Annotated in this window: 15 protein-coding genes, 1 tRNA gene and 1 pseudogene; 3 read left to right on the plus strand and 14 right to left on the minus strand. The window is 65.5% G+C overall.

The features are described 5' to 3' along the window. Nucleotides 1–62: 62 nt before the first annotated feature. From AC5P6H_RS15205 to AC5P6H_RS15220, 4 genes and pseudogenes are all read right to left on the minus strand, one after another. Complete coding sequence (locus AC5P6H_RS15205; RefSeq protein WP_111206499.1) at nt 63–1736, minus strand: protein kinase family protein; 1674 nt, start codon at nt 1734–1736, stop codon at nt 63–65. A 13-nt stretch (nt 1737–1749) separates the two neighbouring features. Beyond that, nucleotides 1750–2472, minus strand: coding sequence for a hypothetical protein (locus tag AC5P6H_RS15210; RefSeq protein ID WP_495202833.1), 723 nt, complete (start codon nt 2470–2472; stop codon nt 1750–1752). 2 nt (nt 2473–2474) lie between these two features. Then, nucleotides 2475–3308, minus strand: a complete 834-nt coding sequence (locus AC5P6H_RS15215) for a vWA domain-containing protein (protein WP_111206503.1) — start codon at nt 3306–3308, stop codon at nt 2475–2477. Nucleotides 3309–3711: 403 nt separating this feature from the next. Continuing rightward, nucleotides 3712–3939: pseudogene (locus AC5P6H_RS15220) on the minus strand (phage portal protein); the annotation flags it as partial. Nucleotides 3940–4002: 63 nt separating this feature from the next. Here AC5P6H_RS15220 and AC5P6H_RS15225 point away from each other — a divergent pair. Further along, complete coding sequence (locus AC5P6H_RS15225; protein ID WP_495202834.1) at nt 4003–4308, plus strand: site-specific integrase; 306 nt, start codon at nt 4003–4005, stop codon at nt 4306–4308. 101 nt (nt 4309–4409) lie between these two features. On the opposite strand, the gene AC5P6H_RS15230 is transcribed toward AC5P6H_RS15225, so the two are convergent. The 4 genes from AC5P6H_RS15230 to birA form a co-directional block, all read right to left on the minus strand. Next, nucleotides 4410–4485 (minus strand) — tRNA-Thr (locus tag AC5P6H_RS15230). A 40-nt stretch (nt 4486–4525) separates the two neighbouring features. Then, nucleotides 4526–5380, minus strand: coding sequence for an SPOR domain-containing protein (locus AC5P6H_RS15235; RefSeq protein WP_495202835.1), 855 nt, complete (start codon nt 5378–5380; stop codon nt 4526–4528). Nucleotides 5381–5389: 9 nt separating this feature from the next. Continuing rightward, nucleotides 5390–6121, minus strand: coding sequence for a type III pantothenate kinase (locus AC5P6H_RS15240; protein ID WP_049441835.1), 732 nt, complete (start codon nt 6119–6121; stop codon nt 5390–5392). Then, complete coding sequence (gene birA / locus AC5P6H_RS15245; protein ID WP_046428093.1) at nt 6118–7086, minus strand: bifunctional biotin--[acetyl-CoA-carboxylase] ligase/biotin operon repressor BirA; 969 nt, start codon at nt 7084–7086, stop codon at nt 6118–6120. The genes AC5P6H_RS15240 and birA overlap by 4 nt, the downstream gene beginning before the upstream one ends. 144 nt (nt 7087–7230) lie before the next feature. Between birA and AC5P6H_RS15250 the strand changes: the two genes are divergently transcribed. Together AC5P6H_RS15250 and AC5P6H_RS15255 are read left to right on the plus strand one after the other, a co-directional pair. Continuing rightward, complete coding sequence (locus tag AC5P6H_RS15250) at nt 7231–7515, plus strand: hypothetical protein (protein WP_046428091.1); 285 nt, start codon at nt 7231–7233, stop codon at nt 7513–7515. Beyond that, nucleotides 7482–8273 carry a M90 family metallopeptidase gene (locus AC5P6H_RS15255; RefSeq protein WP_168708235.1) on the plus strand — a complete coding sequence of 264 codons (792 nt, stop codon included), beginning with the start codon at nt 7482–7484 and terminating at the stop codon, nt 8271–8273. Before AC5P6H_RS15250 ends, AC5P6H_RS15255 begins: the two co-directional genes overlap by 34 nt. Nucleotides 8274–8358: 85 nt before the next feature. Here AC5P6H_RS15255 and AC5P6H_RS15260 read toward each other — a convergent pair whose 3' ends face one another. The 6 genes from AC5P6H_RS15260 to AC5P6H_RS15285 form a co-directional block, all read right to left on the minus strand. Next, nucleotides 8359–9783, minus strand: a complete 1425-nt coding sequence (locus AC5P6H_RS15260) for an ATP-binding protein (protein WP_014645620.1) — start codon at nt 9781–9783, stop codon at nt 8359–8361. Nucleotides 9784–9808: 25 nt separating this feature from the next. Continuing rightward, nucleotides 9809–10492 (minus strand): response regulator transcription factor, encoded by a 684-nt coding sequence (locus tag AC5P6H_RS15265; protein WP_004136763.1) that lies wholly within the window; start codon nt 10490–10492, stop codon nt 9809–9811. A gap of 73 nt (nt 10493–10565) precedes the next feature. Next, entirely contained in the window at nt 10566–10940 is a 375-nt protein-coding gene (locus AC5P6H_RS15270; protein WP_495202836.1) for a hypothetical protein, read from the minus strand. 213 nt (nt 10941–11153) lie between these two features. Continuing rightward, a complete protein-coding gene (gene dusA, locus AC5P6H_RS15275; protein ID WP_049441831.1) occupies nt 11154–12185 on the minus strand; it encodes a tRNA dihydrouridine(20/20a) synthase DusA in 1032 nt (343 codons plus the stop codon). A 94-nt stretch (nt 12186–12279) separates the two neighbouring features. Continuing rightward, nucleotides 12280–14685: a VgrG-related protein gene (locus AC5P6H_RS15280; protein WP_495202837.1), complete on the minus strand. Its 2406-nt coding sequence runs from the start codon at nt 14683–14685 to the stop codon at nt 12280–12282. A 25-nt stretch (nt 14686–14710) separates the two neighbouring features. After that, the gene (locus AC5P6H_RS15285; RefSeq protein ID WP_478406221.1) at nt 14711–15313 is read right to left on the minus strand and encodes a lysozyme inhibitor LprI family protein; all 603 of its coding nucleotides are present in this window, start codon (nt 15311–15313) and stop codon (nt 14711–14713) included. Between the last annotated feature and the right edge of the window lie 433 nt (nt 15314–15746).

Raw genomic sequence — 15746 nt, forward strand, 5'->3', positions numbered from 1 at the left:
GTCTACGATCAAACCAGCACATGCAAAAAAAGGCTGAAAGCCTCCTGTACCGTAGCCATCCTCTACCCTGCACACATCTTCAGCACCACTGCGAACAATGCGCCGGCTATTACGACTGGCCAGCACCCGGCGTTGGATGAGACAGGCCTGGGAGGAGCGCCCCCGGGGACGGGTGGTCGATGTGGTGGCCTCGGGGGGGGAGTCGTTGACTGGCGCTGCATTCCTCCTACGATCGCTTGATTCCGACTCTGAGATGGCGACGGATTCGGGCTTGGCTGAGGGAGCGGTCCAGGGCTTGGCACCGCTCCGCCCATCCCCTTGATGATGTTGGCATTTGGGCTGTTTGCTTGCGTCGTGACACCCCCCAAGGCAGCTCTAACAGGCTTGCCTGCTACCAGAAGCCGGAACCTTGCATCCTTCTCGACAAGTGTCTGTATCTGACCAGGAGAAGTAATCGTAATCGACAGGTGGGTATAGCTAATCGACCGAGAACTGTTCTTGACGCGAACACTGTTGCTGTAAGGCGGATCAACTAGGCCCATTACCGAAACCCAGCGCCCAACCCAGGATGCATCGGGCATGCCGGTCTTGATGGCGTCTATCCCGTCGGACCAGATCGACAGCTTCACCGCCAGCCCTCGCCAGTCAGCGAAGTTCACGAAGATGTATGGCTTGCCGTTCCTGGCACGGCCACGCCTTACCTCCTGGACGCGCCCGACGAGCTCCACTCGATTGCCGACCTGCAGCAGTACCTGTCCGTAGTTGGCGGCGTCAGCGACCACATAGGGGCCCTGATAGGTTAGTACTCTGGGCGCCGCGCTGATCGAAATCGGCCCCGCCGGTATACCATTCCCCTTAAGGAACTCGGCTAGCGAAGGAACATTCGAAAAGGGAGCTGCAGCAACTTTGGCTAAGTTTTCCACATGAACGCGAGCGCCAGGAATGGCCACAGCACTCTGGAAGGACGTGGATTGGGTCGGGTCCAGAAAATCGTTGCGGCGGAATACGACAGCGCTTGGCTCAGATTTAGTAGACGCCCACATCGTCGGAGCCGCAATTAGAACCTGCAGCGCCACATCCAGCGTCAAGAAGGAGAAACGATCCAACGTGGGACCGAAATCGTTCGCCGAACGCTGCGGGTGCTGGAAGTTGAGCTGGCCCAGCTCGGTCGCCTTTGCTCCCGTAAGTGATTCCACATACAGGCCGTCGTAGTCAATCAGCTGAACAGTGCCGCCATCAGCACTGACCATCAGGTTCTCTGGCTGGATGTCTCCATGAGCAACATTATTCTGCTCTAGGTAAGCAGCCAATGACATCAAAGCAGCCCGCAGCCTAGTCAGCGCCGCCTTGTCAGCGTGCTTCGCCTCAAGAAACTCAGCCAACGTGCTCCCGCTGGCCCACGCCATCTTGACGGTAGGGTAGGTGCCCCCCTGAATCCGGATGCCCGCAGGATTGAACTCAAAATTTAGGAAGTACGGACTATTAAGCTGCTTCAGTCTTGACGAGATCGCCTGATAGCGATGCTCCAGCTCACGAGATTCTTTGTGGAAACAACGCAAAGCATATTTTTTGGAGCCTACCGTCACCTCGTACGTCAGCGCGAACCCGCCGCACAGCGCCAAGGGCAGACCGAGACCAGTGGTTCTCAGCGCACCGCGCTTGAGCTCAGGATCCAGTAGCACCAGCTGAGGGGACTGCAGTGCCTCGTTGTACTGCTCTAAGGACGGGTAGGCCATGGTCAGATCCTCCTCATGACCTGGTAACCGAAGCGATGATCAGTGTTGAGTCATCGCGACGCATTCGGCCCGCGGCACGCTCCTTCTCTACGAGCTCAACAAGCTCATGCGATTCTCGGATACTGCACAAGGATTCCAGTGCTGACGCATCTCCTCTCTCTTGATGGGACAGAAGCCAGGCACCAAGCGCATCGGTCATGCACAGGAGGAACCTGTGCTCTTGCTCCTCATACTCCCATTCGTGCACAGAACAGTGCAGACCGTCCGGCTCGTTCAGATCGATCCTTGTAGACAGCAACGTCGGCCTGTCCAGAAACTGCTCCGAGCTGCCATATGGGACTGATGCCAGCATCTTGTCCCCATCGAGCCATACGGCAAGGCTATCTCCGACGGCGGAGATCCTAACCAAGTTTGATTCAGGGAGGTCCTGAACGACTAGCAGCGTGGCAAAGCTTCCCCGCTGGTATGCGGCTGCCTTTGACCAGGTGAGCTGCTCCGGGTCATGCATAGCCTCGTAGGCCTGCGCACAGGCCCCGACCGCAGCCACCGATAGATCTTCATCAGCCATGCGGTCAACAAGGAGCTGCGCCCAATTGCGGGCGTCAAAAGACTCTGACGCCCCATCGGCCAGAACGATCCTACCCACGTCGGGGACTAGGCGGTAGGCATCCTCATTGTCGCTCGGTGACTCTTCGTGCTTAGCCACCGTCCCCTCAAACAGAACCGACAGGGCCATGATCAGCGCAGCTGCGCGGCCCTCGTACCGATGTCGAAGAAGTCGACGATCTCTGCGATTTCACCATTGAACACGAAGCCCTTCGATTCCATAGTTGCCTTGATACCCTTTTCCTCGGCAACCTTTTGGAGATGCGGAGGCAGAGCACTGGACATCCGGTACAGCAACTTCGCGTAAGAGTCACTCAAGCCAGCGTCGGAACTTGGGAACTTGACCGGATCTCCACCGCTCGTGCTCACATGCAGATTGAACAGCAGCACGCTTCCATCGTTAGTGCTGATCTGCTGCAATTGATGCGCAAGCGACTCGGGATCGCCATCTGTCGACTCACCATCAGTAACGTGAAGTACCGTCGGAGGGTAGCTGTCTGGGTGCGCATCACACCAAGCAGCCAGCTCACCAGCCGCGGCGGTGATTGCGGTGCACATCGGAGTGCCGCCGGAGGCACTGGCCTCAAACCAGACCGGGAACTTGATCGACTGATCGACGAGTCCGCCAGCACCGTCGTCAATGCGCTTGGTTCGGTTCTCCACACGGAGCGGATTGGCTTCAATCTCGGAAATGGGATGGAGAACTGTCGACGCGAGCCCACCGCTCAGGCCATTGCTGGCAGAGGATCCTGAATAGCCCAGGACACCGACCTCGAAGTAGTCCCGGGTGCCTTCGGACTTAGTGCATCGAGTGATCAACGTAGCGAGCGTGCGATTGAGCACGTCCGCAACGAATTGTGCCTTGGATTTGCCGTTCTCCATGTTGTCCTGCATGGAACCGGACTGGTCGACAAGGAAAAGGAAAGCCGTTGGGCTGGTCCTACTAATCTCAGCGGTGTAAGTCATCAATATCCCCTGGAGTCTGAAAGGTGTGAGGCAGTGACGATCTCGACAAAATTAGACCAGATCGCCCCCTCTCCTTATCATGCCGCGCCCGCGCAGAAACCTCCACCAGCGACCTCACGCAGGCGGGTGGGATTTTTCTGACAACCTAGGCAAGGGTCAACTGAGCAACTCTGCCCAAAGCAGTGGGGTCTCCGGCCAGAGACCAAATGCTTGAGCGGGCCAGCGTCGCCGAACTGCCGGGACTGCGTCTAAGGCTCTCTCGCTGGAACACTGAACCCCGGTACGCAGCGCGCAGTCGTGACGATGATCCGGTAGAGCTTTCGCAGGAACATCCGCTTAACTTTTTAATTGACGATGGTGTTCCAGAACTCCATCTCCTCGCCAGCAATTAACTTAGGCAGCTCACATAACACGTGATAGCGAACACCAGACTGTGCGCGGCTCCTGACATGGCGCGGCGACGCTCGACATACCCCATGCCGAAGGTGGTGTAGTCCAGCGCCAGCTGCGAGAACGCCTCGCGGCTCAGCAGCCGGTGCGGTCGGAACGTGCGCACCAGCATGTTGCGTTTGAATGTCAGGCCGCTGTGCAGATACGGGTTGGAGCGCGTGGTGCGCGACAGCCCTTGCAGATCCGTGGACCAAGGATCTGCGCGCGGGCCGTGAAGTGTCTACAGAGCTACCGAGACGAACGAATGCAGGCCCATGGGCGGCCGGTACCGATCAAACCTGAGCAACGACGCCTTCTGGTTTCAGAGTCCGGCACCCCTCTCACGAAATCAGCCCTCGACAGCACCTGGCAACGCCTGATCCGCCCCGCGGTTGCGGAGGACGTGATCGATAAGGACCAGCAGTTCGCGCTCCATGGCTTGAAACATCGGGGAATTACCGACAGCGAGGATAAGAGCGCTGGCGGCCACGTGACCGAGGCCATGCGTCAGCTGTATGACCATTCCGTACCGGTGGTGAAAGCGGCCGTAAAACCAGAAAAGAGGGGCTAATTTTACCGGCAATTTTACCGGTGGATGCTAAAAGGCCAGCGCACCGCGCTGGCCTTTTTCGTTGAAACCCCTAGTTTCAAGGCGTTTCGGCGCTTCCCGAGTGGTGCCGCTTATCCGAATCGAACGGATGACCTACTGTTTACAAGACAGTTGCTCTACCAACTGAGCTAAAGCGGCATGGGTGGTTCACCGGCGGCAGCGCTGCGGTCCGGGGATTCTAGCGCAACCGCGTGCATTCCAGCGACCGGCTCTGTGCCGCCCCGCTGCGCTGCTGGGCCTGGGCCGGCTGCGTGCCCGCCGCCAGCTGCCCTTCCAGCCACCATTGGCCGGCGTCGCCGCTGGCCACCAGGCGCGGCTGGAAGCCGGCGGCCTGCACCGCTGCCATGCGACGCTCGGCGCCTTCGCGGTTGCGGTACTGGCCCAGCGCCACGGCGTTGGCCTCCTCGCCCTGGCTGATGATGTAGTAGTCGCTCAGGCCGGCGGCGACGATGCGTTTCACGGTGGCCTGCGCTTCATCACGATTGGCGGCGGCCGGCAGCATCACCCGGTAACGGGCGCTGCCGCTGGCAGCGGGCTGTTCGCGCAGGCGCACCTGGCTGAGCAGCGTGCCGGCCTTGCCTTGCGCACCGGTCGCGGCAGCGCGGTCGGCGAACGGGCCCAGCGCGACGCAGCGCGGCGGCTCGGCGGCCGCGGGCGGGGTTACGGGCTTTTCCAGTGCCGGAACGGGTGCAGGCGGTGTTGCCGGCTTGGCGGCGGCAGCAACCGGCGTAGCGTCAGCCGTCTGCGGCTTGGGAATTTCCGGCTTGGCCAGCACGGCCGGCGCGGGTGCGGGCGTCGCAGCCACTGCGGTCTTCGCGGCCGGTTCGCGCTCCATCAGCGGTGCGGTCGGGGCGGCGGCGGTGGCCTCGGCTGCGGCATTGGCATCCGCGCCACCGGGCACCCAGCGCAGCTCGGCGACGCCAGCCGGTTGCGGTGCAGGCGCAGGCGGCTGCGGTGCATCGCGCAGCAGCCACCAGCAGGCGACGCCAAGATTGAGAACGGCCAGTACGACGATCAGGGCACGGGTCAGCATGCGCGGATACTAGCCTGCGGGCTGGTGCACCGCCCAGCGGGCGAGACCATCCAGCACCAGCGAGGGGTGGTAGTCGGCACCCGGCAGCAACGGCATCAGTGCCGGTGCGCCGCCACCGTGCACCAGCAGCGAGGGCGCTACGCCCAGCAGCGCGTGCGCCTGCTGCGCACTGCGTTCAATCAGCGCCACCGCAGCGCCATCACAACCGGAGGCCAGCGCATCGGCGGTGTCGTTGGCGAACTCGCTGTAGTCGCCGCCGGTAGCCGGCAGCTGCACGGCGCGGGCGTGCAGCGCTTCGCGCATGGTCGTGGGCGACGCGGAAATGCGGCCACCATGGTGCTGGCCGTCGGCGTCGAGCAGGTCAAGCGTCAGCGCGGTGCCCACGCCGACCACCAGCACCGGGCGCTGTGCCTTTGCGGCAGCCAGCAGGGCCAGGAAGCGGTCGACGCCGAACTTTTCCGGCTTGGCGTAGGCAATGCGCACACCGGCGCATTCGGCGCTGGTGCGCACCACGTGCACGTTTTCAAAGCGGCGTTGCAGCTGGTCAAGCATGGCGCTGGTCAGCGAGGGTGCGGCCACGCTGGCCACGAACGCGGTGGTACCGCTGGGCAGGCTGTGCGGCGGCTGCCCGGCCATGCCTTCGGCGCCATGCGCCCAGGCCTGCACGTCACCGGCACGGTCACCCTGCAACGGCGCGAACTTGAAGCGCGAGTTGCCGAGGTCGAACAACCAATCGCTCATGCTGCCCTCACGCTGACTTCGCCGGCGTGCAGCAGGCGCTCCTGGCCATCGATGCGCACGCGCAATGCGCCGTCATCGGCCAGGCCAAGCGCGGTACCGTGCTGCCACTGCCCGTCCAGTTCCACGCGTACTTCGCGGCCGGCCAGCATGTCGAAGGCGGCGTAGCGCGGCAGGAACGGAGCGAGGCCTTCGCGATCGAATTCCTCCAGCGCCGGCAGCAGACGGGCCAGCACGGCGGCAACGACCACGTTGCGGTCCACCGGCTTCCCGGCCAGGGTGTCCAGGTCCACCCACGGCTGGCTGATCTGCTCGGCGAACGACGGCGGCATGTGCGTGTTGATGCCGATGCCGATCACCGCGCGCGCCGGGCCGGCGTATTCGCCACCGCCCTCTGCGAGCAGGCCGACCAGCTTGCGCTTGCCATCGACGATCAGGTCGTTCGGCCACTTCAGCTGTGCCTGGGCATAGCCCAGGTCGTGCAGCGCTTCAGCCACGGCGATGCCGGCCACCAGGCTCAGCCCGGCCAGGCGGCCGAGGCCACCGGAGTACAGGCGCAGCACCGACAGGTAGATATGCGCGGCCAGCGGCGAGGCCCAGGTGCGGCCACGACGGCCACGGCCACCGGTCTGGCGTTCGGCCAGCAGCACGCTGACCCCGCGCTGGGGCGCGCTGCACCGCAGCAATTCAGCGTTGGTGGAGTCCACCGTCCAGGCCACCTGCAGGTCGTGCAGCAGCGGCAGGACCCCGGCCGGCAGGCCACCACGGATCGCCGCCGGGTCCAGCAGGTCAACCGGGCGGGTCAGGCCATAGCCCTCGCCGGCACGGCCCTCGACATCCACACCGGCGGCCCTAAGCCCTTGAATACGCTTCCAAATAGCCGCACGGGTCTGGCCCAGCTCACGGGCCAGGGCGTCGCCGGACAGGCGACCGGCAGCGAGTTTGGCCAGCAATTGGCGATCGTCCACGGCAGCTTCCACAAAGTCAGGCAGGAATTATGCGGGAAAGCCGCCAGCGACGCCCGCCACGCTGGGTTCCGCGGGGGCTTCCAACGGGGCGCCGGGTTCGGGCTAGAATCGGGAACTCACCCTCCCTTAACGTGGATGTCGTCAATGCGCCGTTATGCCCATTGCCTGATCCTGCTGATGATGCCCTTCGCGGCGTCTGCGACGGCAGCGCTGGACGACAGCCGCGGCGCCTGCGTGTCCTCCAACGGTGATGCCGCCTCGCAGCGCGCGCCGACCGCGACTGCCTCGGCTGCGACCACCAAGCCGACACCGGTACGCCCTGCGGCCAGCAGTGCCACCAGCACCGGGGGCGGCGGCAGCGACGATGACGTGCTGCAGCGCATCCGTGCGCCGAAGTGGCACAGCTACCTGCCGGGAATGTTCCGCTGATCAAGTCGTTGCTGCAGTGGCTGCGGCCTACGCCGCGGCCGATCAACGATGCACTGTGGGAACACGCCTGCCGCCGCGCGGCCTGGCTGGACGGACTGGACGACGAACGCCGCGCGCGCCTGCGCGTACTGGCCACGCGCTTCCTGCACGAGAAGACCATCACCCCGATCGGTGAGCTGCAGCTGCAGGCCGGTGACGGCGTGCTGCTGGCCGCGCTGTGCTGCCTGCCGCTGCTGGCGTTCGGTGAGGTGGGGCTGGAGGGCTGGTCGCAGCTGATCGTCTACCCCGATGCCTTCCGCGTGCACCGCAGCCACATGGATGCGGCTGGCGTGCTGCACGAGTGGGATGACGAGCTGATCGGCGAGTCGTGGGACAGCGGTCCGTTGATCCTGTCCTGGGCCGATGTGCAGGCCGACCTGGCGGCGCCGCACGAGGGCTACTGCGTGGCGGTGCACGAGATGGTGCACAAGCTGGATGCGCTCGATGGTGCGATGGACGGTACGCCGCCGCTGCCGCGCGAATGGCAGCGCGAGTGGGCGGGCACGTTCCAGCGCGCCTACGACGCGTTCTGTGCGCAGGTGGACGCAGGCGAAGAGACGCTGATCGATCCGTATGCGGCCGAGGCGCCGGAAGAGTTCTTCGCGGTGGCCAGCGAGTACCACTTCTCGGCACCGGATCTGCTGCAGCAGGCGTTGCCGGAGGTGGCGGCGCAGCTGCGACGGTTCTACGGCGAGCCGCCCAGGATCGCAATGCGGTAGTGCCGGCCGCTGGCCGGCAACCTCATGATCTTCGATGGCATTGCTTGGTTGCCGGCCAGCGGCCAGCACTACCGATCAACGAGGCTTACGGCCCTGGCGGCAGGCGCACTTCGAAGCGGGCGCCGCCCAGTTCGGCCGAACGGCCCACGGTCAGTTCGCCGCGGTAATCCTTGATCAGGTCCTGCACGATCGACAGGCCGATGCCGTGGCCCTGCACGCGCTCGTCGCCACGCACGCCACGCTGCAGCACCTTGCCGATGTCGTCCGGGGCAATGCCCGGGCCGTCGTCATCCACCGCCAGCAGCAGGCCGGCGCGGCGCGCGTTCGGGGCCGGCAGCGGCTGCGCGGTCAGCAGCACGCGGCGGTTGGCCCACTTGAAGGCGTTCTCCAGCAGGTTGCCGAGCAGTTCCTGCAGGTCGCCCGGTTCGCCGTGGAAGCGTGCGGCCGGATCGATATCGAATTCGCACAGCACGCCCTTGGAAGCGTAGACCTTTTCCAGCCCACGCACGATTTCCTCGGCATTGGACTCGATCGGCAGCGGCGCGGAGAACAGCTTGTGGCCCGACGAGGCCGCGCGTGCCAGCTGGTACGAAACCAGGTTGTTCATGCGCTGCAGCTGCACGTCCAGTTCCTCGCGCAGCGCGCCGTCGCCGGCACCGCTGTCCATCTGCGTGCGCAACACGGCAATCGGCGTTTTCAGGCTGTGCGCCAGGTCGGCCAGGGTGTTGCGCTGGCGCTCGAGGTTCTCGCGCTCGCTTTCGATGAAGGCGTTGATGCTGTCGGTCAGCGGTTCCAGCTCGCGCGGGTGGCGCTCGCTCATGCGCTCGGTCTCGCCGCGCTGCACCTTGGTCAGCTCGGTGATCACCCGGCGCAACGGGCGCAGGCTCCACTGCAGGATGACGGTCTGCAGCAGCAGCAGGATCAGGCCGATGCCGCCCAGGTAGAACCAGACGCGGCCACGGAACACGCGCAGCTGGGCACCCAGCGCGCGCGAGTCTTCCATCACATAGATGGTGTACGGGAATTCGGTGGCAGGATCGGCGTCGGCGCCCCAGACCAGGCCGAGGCCGTAGCGGTACACCGAGCCTTGGCTGCCATCGATCTGGATCATCGGCAGCGGGCCTTCGAACACCTCCTGGCGCGGTGCCAGCAGGCCGCCGCCGACGGTGGGCAGCATCGGGCCTTCAGCGGACATCGAATTGCCCTTGCCGTGCGGCATCACCACCTGCAGGTACAGGCCACTGCCGGGCACGTCGAAGCGGGAATCCGGCGGCTGCTCGCGGATGTACAGCGAGCGGTCGCGGGTGAAGTCGATGCCGGCCGCGTAGGAGGTGGCGTAGTTCTTCAGGCGCTCACGCAGGTTCGCCTTCGCCGTGTCGGCGAAGGCAGCGTCGAGCGCGTAACCGGCCAGGGCCAGGAACGCCACCAGGCCCACGGACGCGGCGAGCATCTGGCGCGCCTGCAGTGAGCGCGGCCGCCAGCGTCGGAAGAACCACAGACGGCCGGACATCGTGTTATCGCCAGGGTGAGCCGGCTCAGCCCTCGTTGCGCGGGATCGCGAAACGGTAGCCGCGACCGCGCACGGTCTCGATCGGCTTCAGTTCGCCATCCGGGTCCAGCTTCTTGCGCAGGCGGCCGATGAACACTTCCAGCACGTTCGAGTCGCGGTCGAAGTCCTGCTGGTAGATGTGCTCGGTGAGGTCGGCCTTGGAGACCAGTTCACCGGCATGCATCATCAGGTACTCCAGCACCTTGTACTCGTAGCTGGTCAGGTCGACATTGCTGCCGGCCACGCTGACGGTCTGGGCGGCGAGGTCCAATGCGACCGGGCCGCATTCCAGGGTCGGCTTGCTCCAGCCGGCGGCGCGGCGCAGCAACGCGTTGACGCGGGCCAGCAGCTCTTCGACGTGGAACGGCTTGACCAGGTAATCGTCGGCACCCTGCTTCAGGCCCTCGACCTTGTCCTGCCAGCTCGAACGCGCGGTCAGGATCAGCACCGGGAACTTCTTGCCTTCATCACGCAGGGCCTTGATCAGCTCCATGCCCGACATCTTGGGCAGGCCGAGGTCGATGATGCCGACATCGAACGGAACTTCGCGCCCCATGTAGAGGCCTTCCTCGCCGTCCTGCGCAGCATCGACGGCAAAGCCTTCGCGCTTGAGCCGGGCTGCCAGGGTCTCACGCAGCGGGGCTTCGTCTTCGACCAGAAGGATACGCATGAACTCTCCCTAGTGTCCTGGGTGTGGCCCGGAGGCCTGTGGGGTACGGGTTGATAGCGACAACTATCCCTGTTCAGGGGTTATCGCCGCGTAGTGATGACATATCCGACCGCGGCGTGCGCGGCTGTGAACGCGACGGGGCGGGGTCGTCCATGTAGCGGACCCGGCCCCGGTCGTCCATGTACTTCACCCGGTTGATATCACGACCATCGAACGGCACGCGCTCGGCACCGAGGATGTGACCACCCGTGGTGCGCTGCACGCGGCGCACGGCATCGGACAGCGAACGCTCGTCGCCACGGTTGCCGCGCTCGCCCCGCTCCATCATCTCCGCACGCCCCTGCTCACCCCGCGGCGGCTGCTGTGCCAGCGCCGACGACAGCGGCACGGCCGACAGGACCACGCAGGTGGCCAGGGCAATGCGGCGATGGAGGGGAGCGGAAGACATCAATGCGATCCTAGCCGAGCACGGCGATTCGTTCAAAAGTCGTAAATCCGGATGCCGGGTTCGGGGCCCGGCGCTTTACAAATCCTTTGCAAATTCTTGGTTTGGGGCAGTGAATCCGGTCTGAACTTTTCCGGCCGCGACCCCACGATGTTCAGCTAGGTGAACATTCGGAACGAATCGCCGCGCCTTGTCAAGTCAGGAATGTGACAGCGGTCACGCTGCGGCGCGATCAGCGTCGCGTTCGGTCGCGGCAAGCGCCTGCTCGACCAGGCTCCAATCGGCGCCCGGGCGGTGTGCGCCCTCGCTCAGCACCTGGCGGAATGCGCGGCCACCGGGCTGGCCATGGAACAGGCCGAGCAGGTGGCGGGTGATGTGCTTCAGCGCCAGGCCTTCGCCCAAGCGCGCTTCCACGTAGGGGCGCAGCGCGCGCAGCAGGTCGCCGCGGGCCTGCAGCGGGGCGCCGGTCTGCAGCGCCTCCAGCTGATGCAGCAGGTAGGGATCGTGGTAGGCCGCGCGGCCCAGCATCACGCCATCGACGTGCGCGGCCTGCGCCTGCACCGCCTCGACGCTGGCCAGGCCGCCGTTGAGTACCACCGGCAGCGCCGGGCGCTCCTGCTTCAGGCGGTAGGCCCAGTCGTACTTCAGCGGCGGAACCTCGCGGTTCTCCTTCGGCGACAGGCCCTTCAGCCACGCGTTGCGCGCGTGCACCACCACCATCGCGGCACCTGCGGCGACCTGGCGGTCGACGAAGGCGGCGAACACGTCGTAGTCGTTGTCCTCGTCCACGCCCAGGCGGCACTTCACCGTCACCGGGATCTCGACGGCATCGACCATCGCCGCCACGCACTCGGCCACGAGCATCGGCTCGCGCATCAGGCAGGCGCCGAAGCGCCCGGCCTGCACGCGGTCGGACGGGCAGCCGCAGTTGAGGTTGACCTCGTCGTAGCCCCAGTCGGCAGCGATGCGCGCAGCCTGCGCCAGCAGCGCGGGATCGCTGCCCCCCAGCTGCAGCGCCAGCGGCTGTTCGCTGCGGTCGAAGCCGAGCAGGCGCGCGCGATCGCCGTGGATGACCGCGTTGGCGTGCACCATTTCCGTGTACAGGCGCACACCCGGTGCCAGCACGCGATGGAACACGCGGCAATGGCGATCGGTCCAGTCCATCATGGGGGCCACGGACAGGCGCAGGGAATCGGCGTAACGGGCGGTGGCGGACGTCATCGGGGTGTTGATCGTGGAGACTGGCATTGCCAGTGAGATCAATAGTTTACACCGGACGGCTGAATGGCGGCGGGTGGCTCCGGGGCTGGCCGCTCGACCGGCCCCGGGGACACCGCGTGGCTTACAACCCGCGGTTGCGAACCTGTTCCTGCTGCTGTTCCTGCGCACGCTGGTTGAACTGACTGTCCAGCGCTTCGCTCTGCCGGCTGCTGGCCTCGACCGAGTGCGACACCGCCTGCTGGCGGTCGACAAAGGTCCGCTGCGCTGCCGGGTCACCCAGCTCGCCCTGCACCGCGAACAGGCCGGTGCCGTCCGGGCGGGCCACGACATGGTCGATCTGGCGCATGCCGGACACCTTGCTTTCGTAGGCCAGCTGGCCAGCCGCTCGTTCGGCTTCCTGCGGGTTGGCGAACAGCGGCTTCAGGCCGGCCTGGGCGCGCTGCTGTTCGAGCGCCTGCAGCTTCTCCAAAGCCTGGCCGAAGCGCGCGTTGTCGGCATGCCCGGCGTCGCGCATGCTGGCCGGCGCTGCAGGTTCGGCCTGGGCCGGTGCCGCCGGCGCGATACCGGCCTTCACCGCGTTGGGGGCATCGACCTGCGCCAGGGTCCTGCGGCCGGCCTTGCCATCGTCGTCCAGGCCATTGTTGGCCTGGAACTGCTTGACCGCTGCAAAGGTGTCCTTGCCATACACGCCATCGGCGTGCAGCGGCTTGCCGTCGGCCCCGGCGTAGCCCAGCGCCGCCAGCTTGCCCTGCAGGGCCTTGACCTCATCGCCGCGCTCGCCCTGCTTCAGCACGCCATCGGCCATCGGCGCCTGCTGTGCACTGCGTGCGGCCTGCGCGGCCTCGGGGCCCTGCGCGTGGACCTTGCCGCCCAGGGTGATGCGGTCGTTGAGCATGTCACCCAGGAACCTGCGGTACTGATCGGGCTCGAGCTCGATATGAGCGTGCACGGCACCCGGGGTACCGGCATCGGACTGGCGGATCAACGGCGCACCGTACTCGACGAAATCACCGGTCTTGTAAGGGGTGGTTCCACGCGCACCGTGCAGCACCTGCCCGACCAGTTCGCGCTGCGGATGCCCGGCCGGATGGCTCCAGATGCTGATCGAATTCCACTTGTCATTGTTGACCTGGACATACCCGGCGACCGGATTGGGAATCATCACCTCCCGACCGCCGCGCGCATTGCTCAGGATCAGATCCTTGTGCACCAGCGGGATGCCGTTGCGATCACCGCGGGTCCGTACCGTTTCCAGTTCGCCCTCGACCATGGCCGACGGGCGGTCAGCCTTGGCGGCATTGCCGGTGCGCACGGCCTCGGCATTGGTGTTGGGGTGATGGATCTTCAGTTCGCGATAGGCATCCTCGCCACTGGTGCCATGGCGCAGTGTGCGGTTGCTGCTGCCGTTGCCAAAGGGTTCGACCACGACGATGCGCTGGCCACCGGGCGCGGCGGCGGCATCGGCTTCCCGCGCAGTCGCGGGTGCGGGTGCCGCAGCAGGAGTGACCGGTGCAGGCGTGGCCGGTGCCACAGGCTGCGCCGGCGTGTGCTCGCGTACCGCCGTATCCAGGGCCTGCAGGGTCTGCCGGCCGGCCTTGCCATCGACGGTCAGCCCATGCGCCTGCTGGAACTCGCGCACTGCATGCTCGGTATTGGCACCGTAGTGGCTATCGGCTGTCAGCGGTTGCCCGTTGCGACCGCTATGGCCGGCCTGGATCAGCTTGGCCTGCAGGGCCTGGACCTCGGTACCACGCTCGCCGGGTGCCAGCACGCCGTCGGCCATCGCCGATGCCGCCGCACGCTGGCCGCGCTGGCCGGGCTCAGGTTCACCGAACACCTGCTGGTAATCCTTGCCCCGGTAAGCCTCGGGGTTGTGGTTGACCTGGTCGTAGCGCGCCAGCCCGACCAGTGCGGTCTTCTCGGTGAGCGCACGATCACGCAGCGAATCCCACAGGGTGGGCGAGCTCTGGAAGTGCACCTGCACATTGGCGTGCTTGTAGTCCTGCACCGCGCGGACGATCTGCTCGTCACTCAGCTCAGTCAGCTTGAAGTCTTCGCCATAGGCCTGCTGCAGGCCCTTCTGGAACACCGACCGGGTCATGCCGCGGTACTGCACCGAGGTGCTCCACAGCGCATCCTGCACGGCCGCACCACGGCCGGAGAGATCGATGCCCACATCCTTCAGGCGGCCCATCTGCACGTCGTAGTACTTGTGCTGGATGAAGTCGTGCTGGTCCCTGGCAAACCCTGCCGGATCGGCGGCCGCCACTTCCTTCCAGCGTTCGGTGAAGGCCGGGGTTCCTGCCTGCAGGCCGTTGAAGCGGTTGCCATAGCGCGAGGCGGCGACGTACTCATCCACGCCGCCAACGTTGGTGGCGTACTGGTAACTGCCATACGACACGCCGCCATGGTCGCCCCTGCCGGTGGAAACGTGGCCGGGGCCGCGACCTCCGGTTTCGAAATGCGCCGACGTCTGGCCGCGATGCCAGTTGTCCATTGCCTGCTTTGCCTGGGTCACAACATCCATTTTCCTGCACTCCTTTGCGGGGGAATTACTTCGAGGTCAGTGCCTGCAGCACGTCGGCACGGTTGGCGGTGCGATTGATCCGGCAGGACTGCGCGTCCAGCATCTGCCCCTGCCCGTCTTCGGCAGGGTTCCAGCTGCAGTAGCGATTGGTATCGGACATGTAGGCGGCCTGCTCGTCCATCAGCCTATCCTTGTCCTTGCCATCGGGACCGTCGACGATCTTCATGAAGGCCTGCTCGAGTCGCTGCTCCTGCCAGGCAAGCTCCTCATCGCCACACGCCTGCAGTGCGGGGGTCTCGCCGCCGCTGGAGTTCACGCACGTGGCGTACTGCGGCCGCAGCGTGGCTTTGTTGTAGGAATCATCCGGGCGCTGCGGCGGCATGTCCTGATCATCGGCATCGGCCGCTGTCGTGGCAGGTGCGGCGCGTGCAGGCTCTGCAGTGGCGGGCGGCGATGCGGTGGCGGGCGCGGCGGCCGCGGGGGCAACTGCCGTATCCGCCTCCGGGCTCTTGGCCTGGCATGCTGCCAGGCTGAGGCCCAGGGCCAGCGCAAGCGCGATGGCCCCGGCCCTGCCGAACGTTTCGCGGGGGGCCGCTGGAAGGTGGTTTGTTCCCTGCATTGCTTGCATCTCCTTGGCATCCAGGCACGTGGCCCGTCAACGCGGGGCCGTCCATCGGCCCCATCGGGAATTGCATGCTACGCCAGCGTGGATTTCAGATGCCTGACTGGATTCAGAATGCGTGCACGTCGTCGCAGATGCAGGACGCGTAAACCTCAATGCCCACCCGCGCGCCCGCCCACCTGTTCGATCAACGTCTGGCTGGCCGCATTCAAGCCCACCACCGTCACCTCCGCCCCATGCTTGGCGAGCTTCGGAGTCGACGCCGGGGATGAGCGAGAAGGCGATGGCCTCGGGAATCAGGGCCAGGGCGACGACCTTGCCGGACAGCAGACCATCACGAATCTTGCCGAGCCATTGCTGGTGCAAGGGAGTCGGACGCTTGCGTGGGAAAACTCCGAGCGCACGCGGGCGTGGCCACATGGCGCTGCAGTGGAAAGAC

The sequence above is a fragment of the Stenotrophomonas sp. YJH_SMC_110 genome, assembly GCF_059369255.1.

Bases quoted from the DNA above. Each gene is read 5' to 3' on its own strand.
- AC5P6H_RS15250 (WP_046428091.1), top strand. From the start codon at position 7,231: ATGCGCCGTTATGCCCATTGCCTGATCCTGCTGATGATGCCCTTCGCG.
- AC5P6H_RS15285 (WP_478406221.1), bottom strand. From the start codon at position 15,313: ATGCAAGCAATGCAGGGAACAAACCACCTTCCAGCGGCCCCCCGCGAA.
- AC5P6H_RS15270 (WP_495202836.1), bottom strand. From the start codon at position 10,940: ATGTCTTCCGCTCCCCTCCATCGCCGCATTGCCCTGGCCACCTGCGTG.
- AC5P6H_RS15225 (WP_495202834.1), top strand. From the start codon at position 4,003: ATGCAGGCCCATGGGCGGCCGGTACCGATCAAACCTGAGCAACGACGC.
- AC5P6H_RS15265 (WP_004136763.1), bottom strand. From the start codon at position 10,492: ATGCGTATCCTTCTGGTCGAAGACGAAGCCCCGCTGCGTGAGACCCTG.
- AC5P6H_RS15205 (WP_111206499.1), bottom strand. From the start codon at position 1,736: ATGGCCTACCCGTCCTTAGAGCAGTACAACGAGGCACTGCAGTCCCCT.
- AC5P6H_RS15280 (WP_495202837.1), bottom strand. From the start codon at position 14,685: ATGGATGTTGTGACCCAGGCAAAGCAGGCAATGGACAACTGGCATCGC.
- AC5P6H_RS15240 (WP_049441835.1), bottom strand. From the start codon at position 6,121: ATGAGCGATTGGTTGTTCGACCTCGGCAACTCGCGCTTCAAGTTCGCG.
- AC5P6H_RS15235 (WP_495202835.1), bottom strand. From the start codon at position 5,380: ATGCTGACCCGTGCCCTGATCGTCGTACTGGCCGTTCTCAATCTTGGC.
- dusA (WP_049441831.1), bottom strand. From the start codon at position 12,185: ATGCCAGTCTCCACGATCAACACCCCGATGACGTCCGCCACCGCCCGT.
- AC5P6H_RS15210 (WP_495202833.1), bottom strand. From the start codon at position 2,472: ATGGCCCTGTCGGTTCTGTTTGAGGGGACGGTGGCTAAGCACGAAGAG.
- AC5P6H_RS15215 (WP_111206503.1), bottom strand. From the start codon at position 3,308: ATGACTTACACCGCTGAGATTAGTAGGACCAGCCCAACGGCTTTCCTT.
- AC5P6H_RS15260 (WP_014645620.1), bottom strand. From the start codon at position 9,783: ATGTCCGGCCGTCTGTGGTTCTTCCGACGCTGGCGGCCGCGCTCACTG.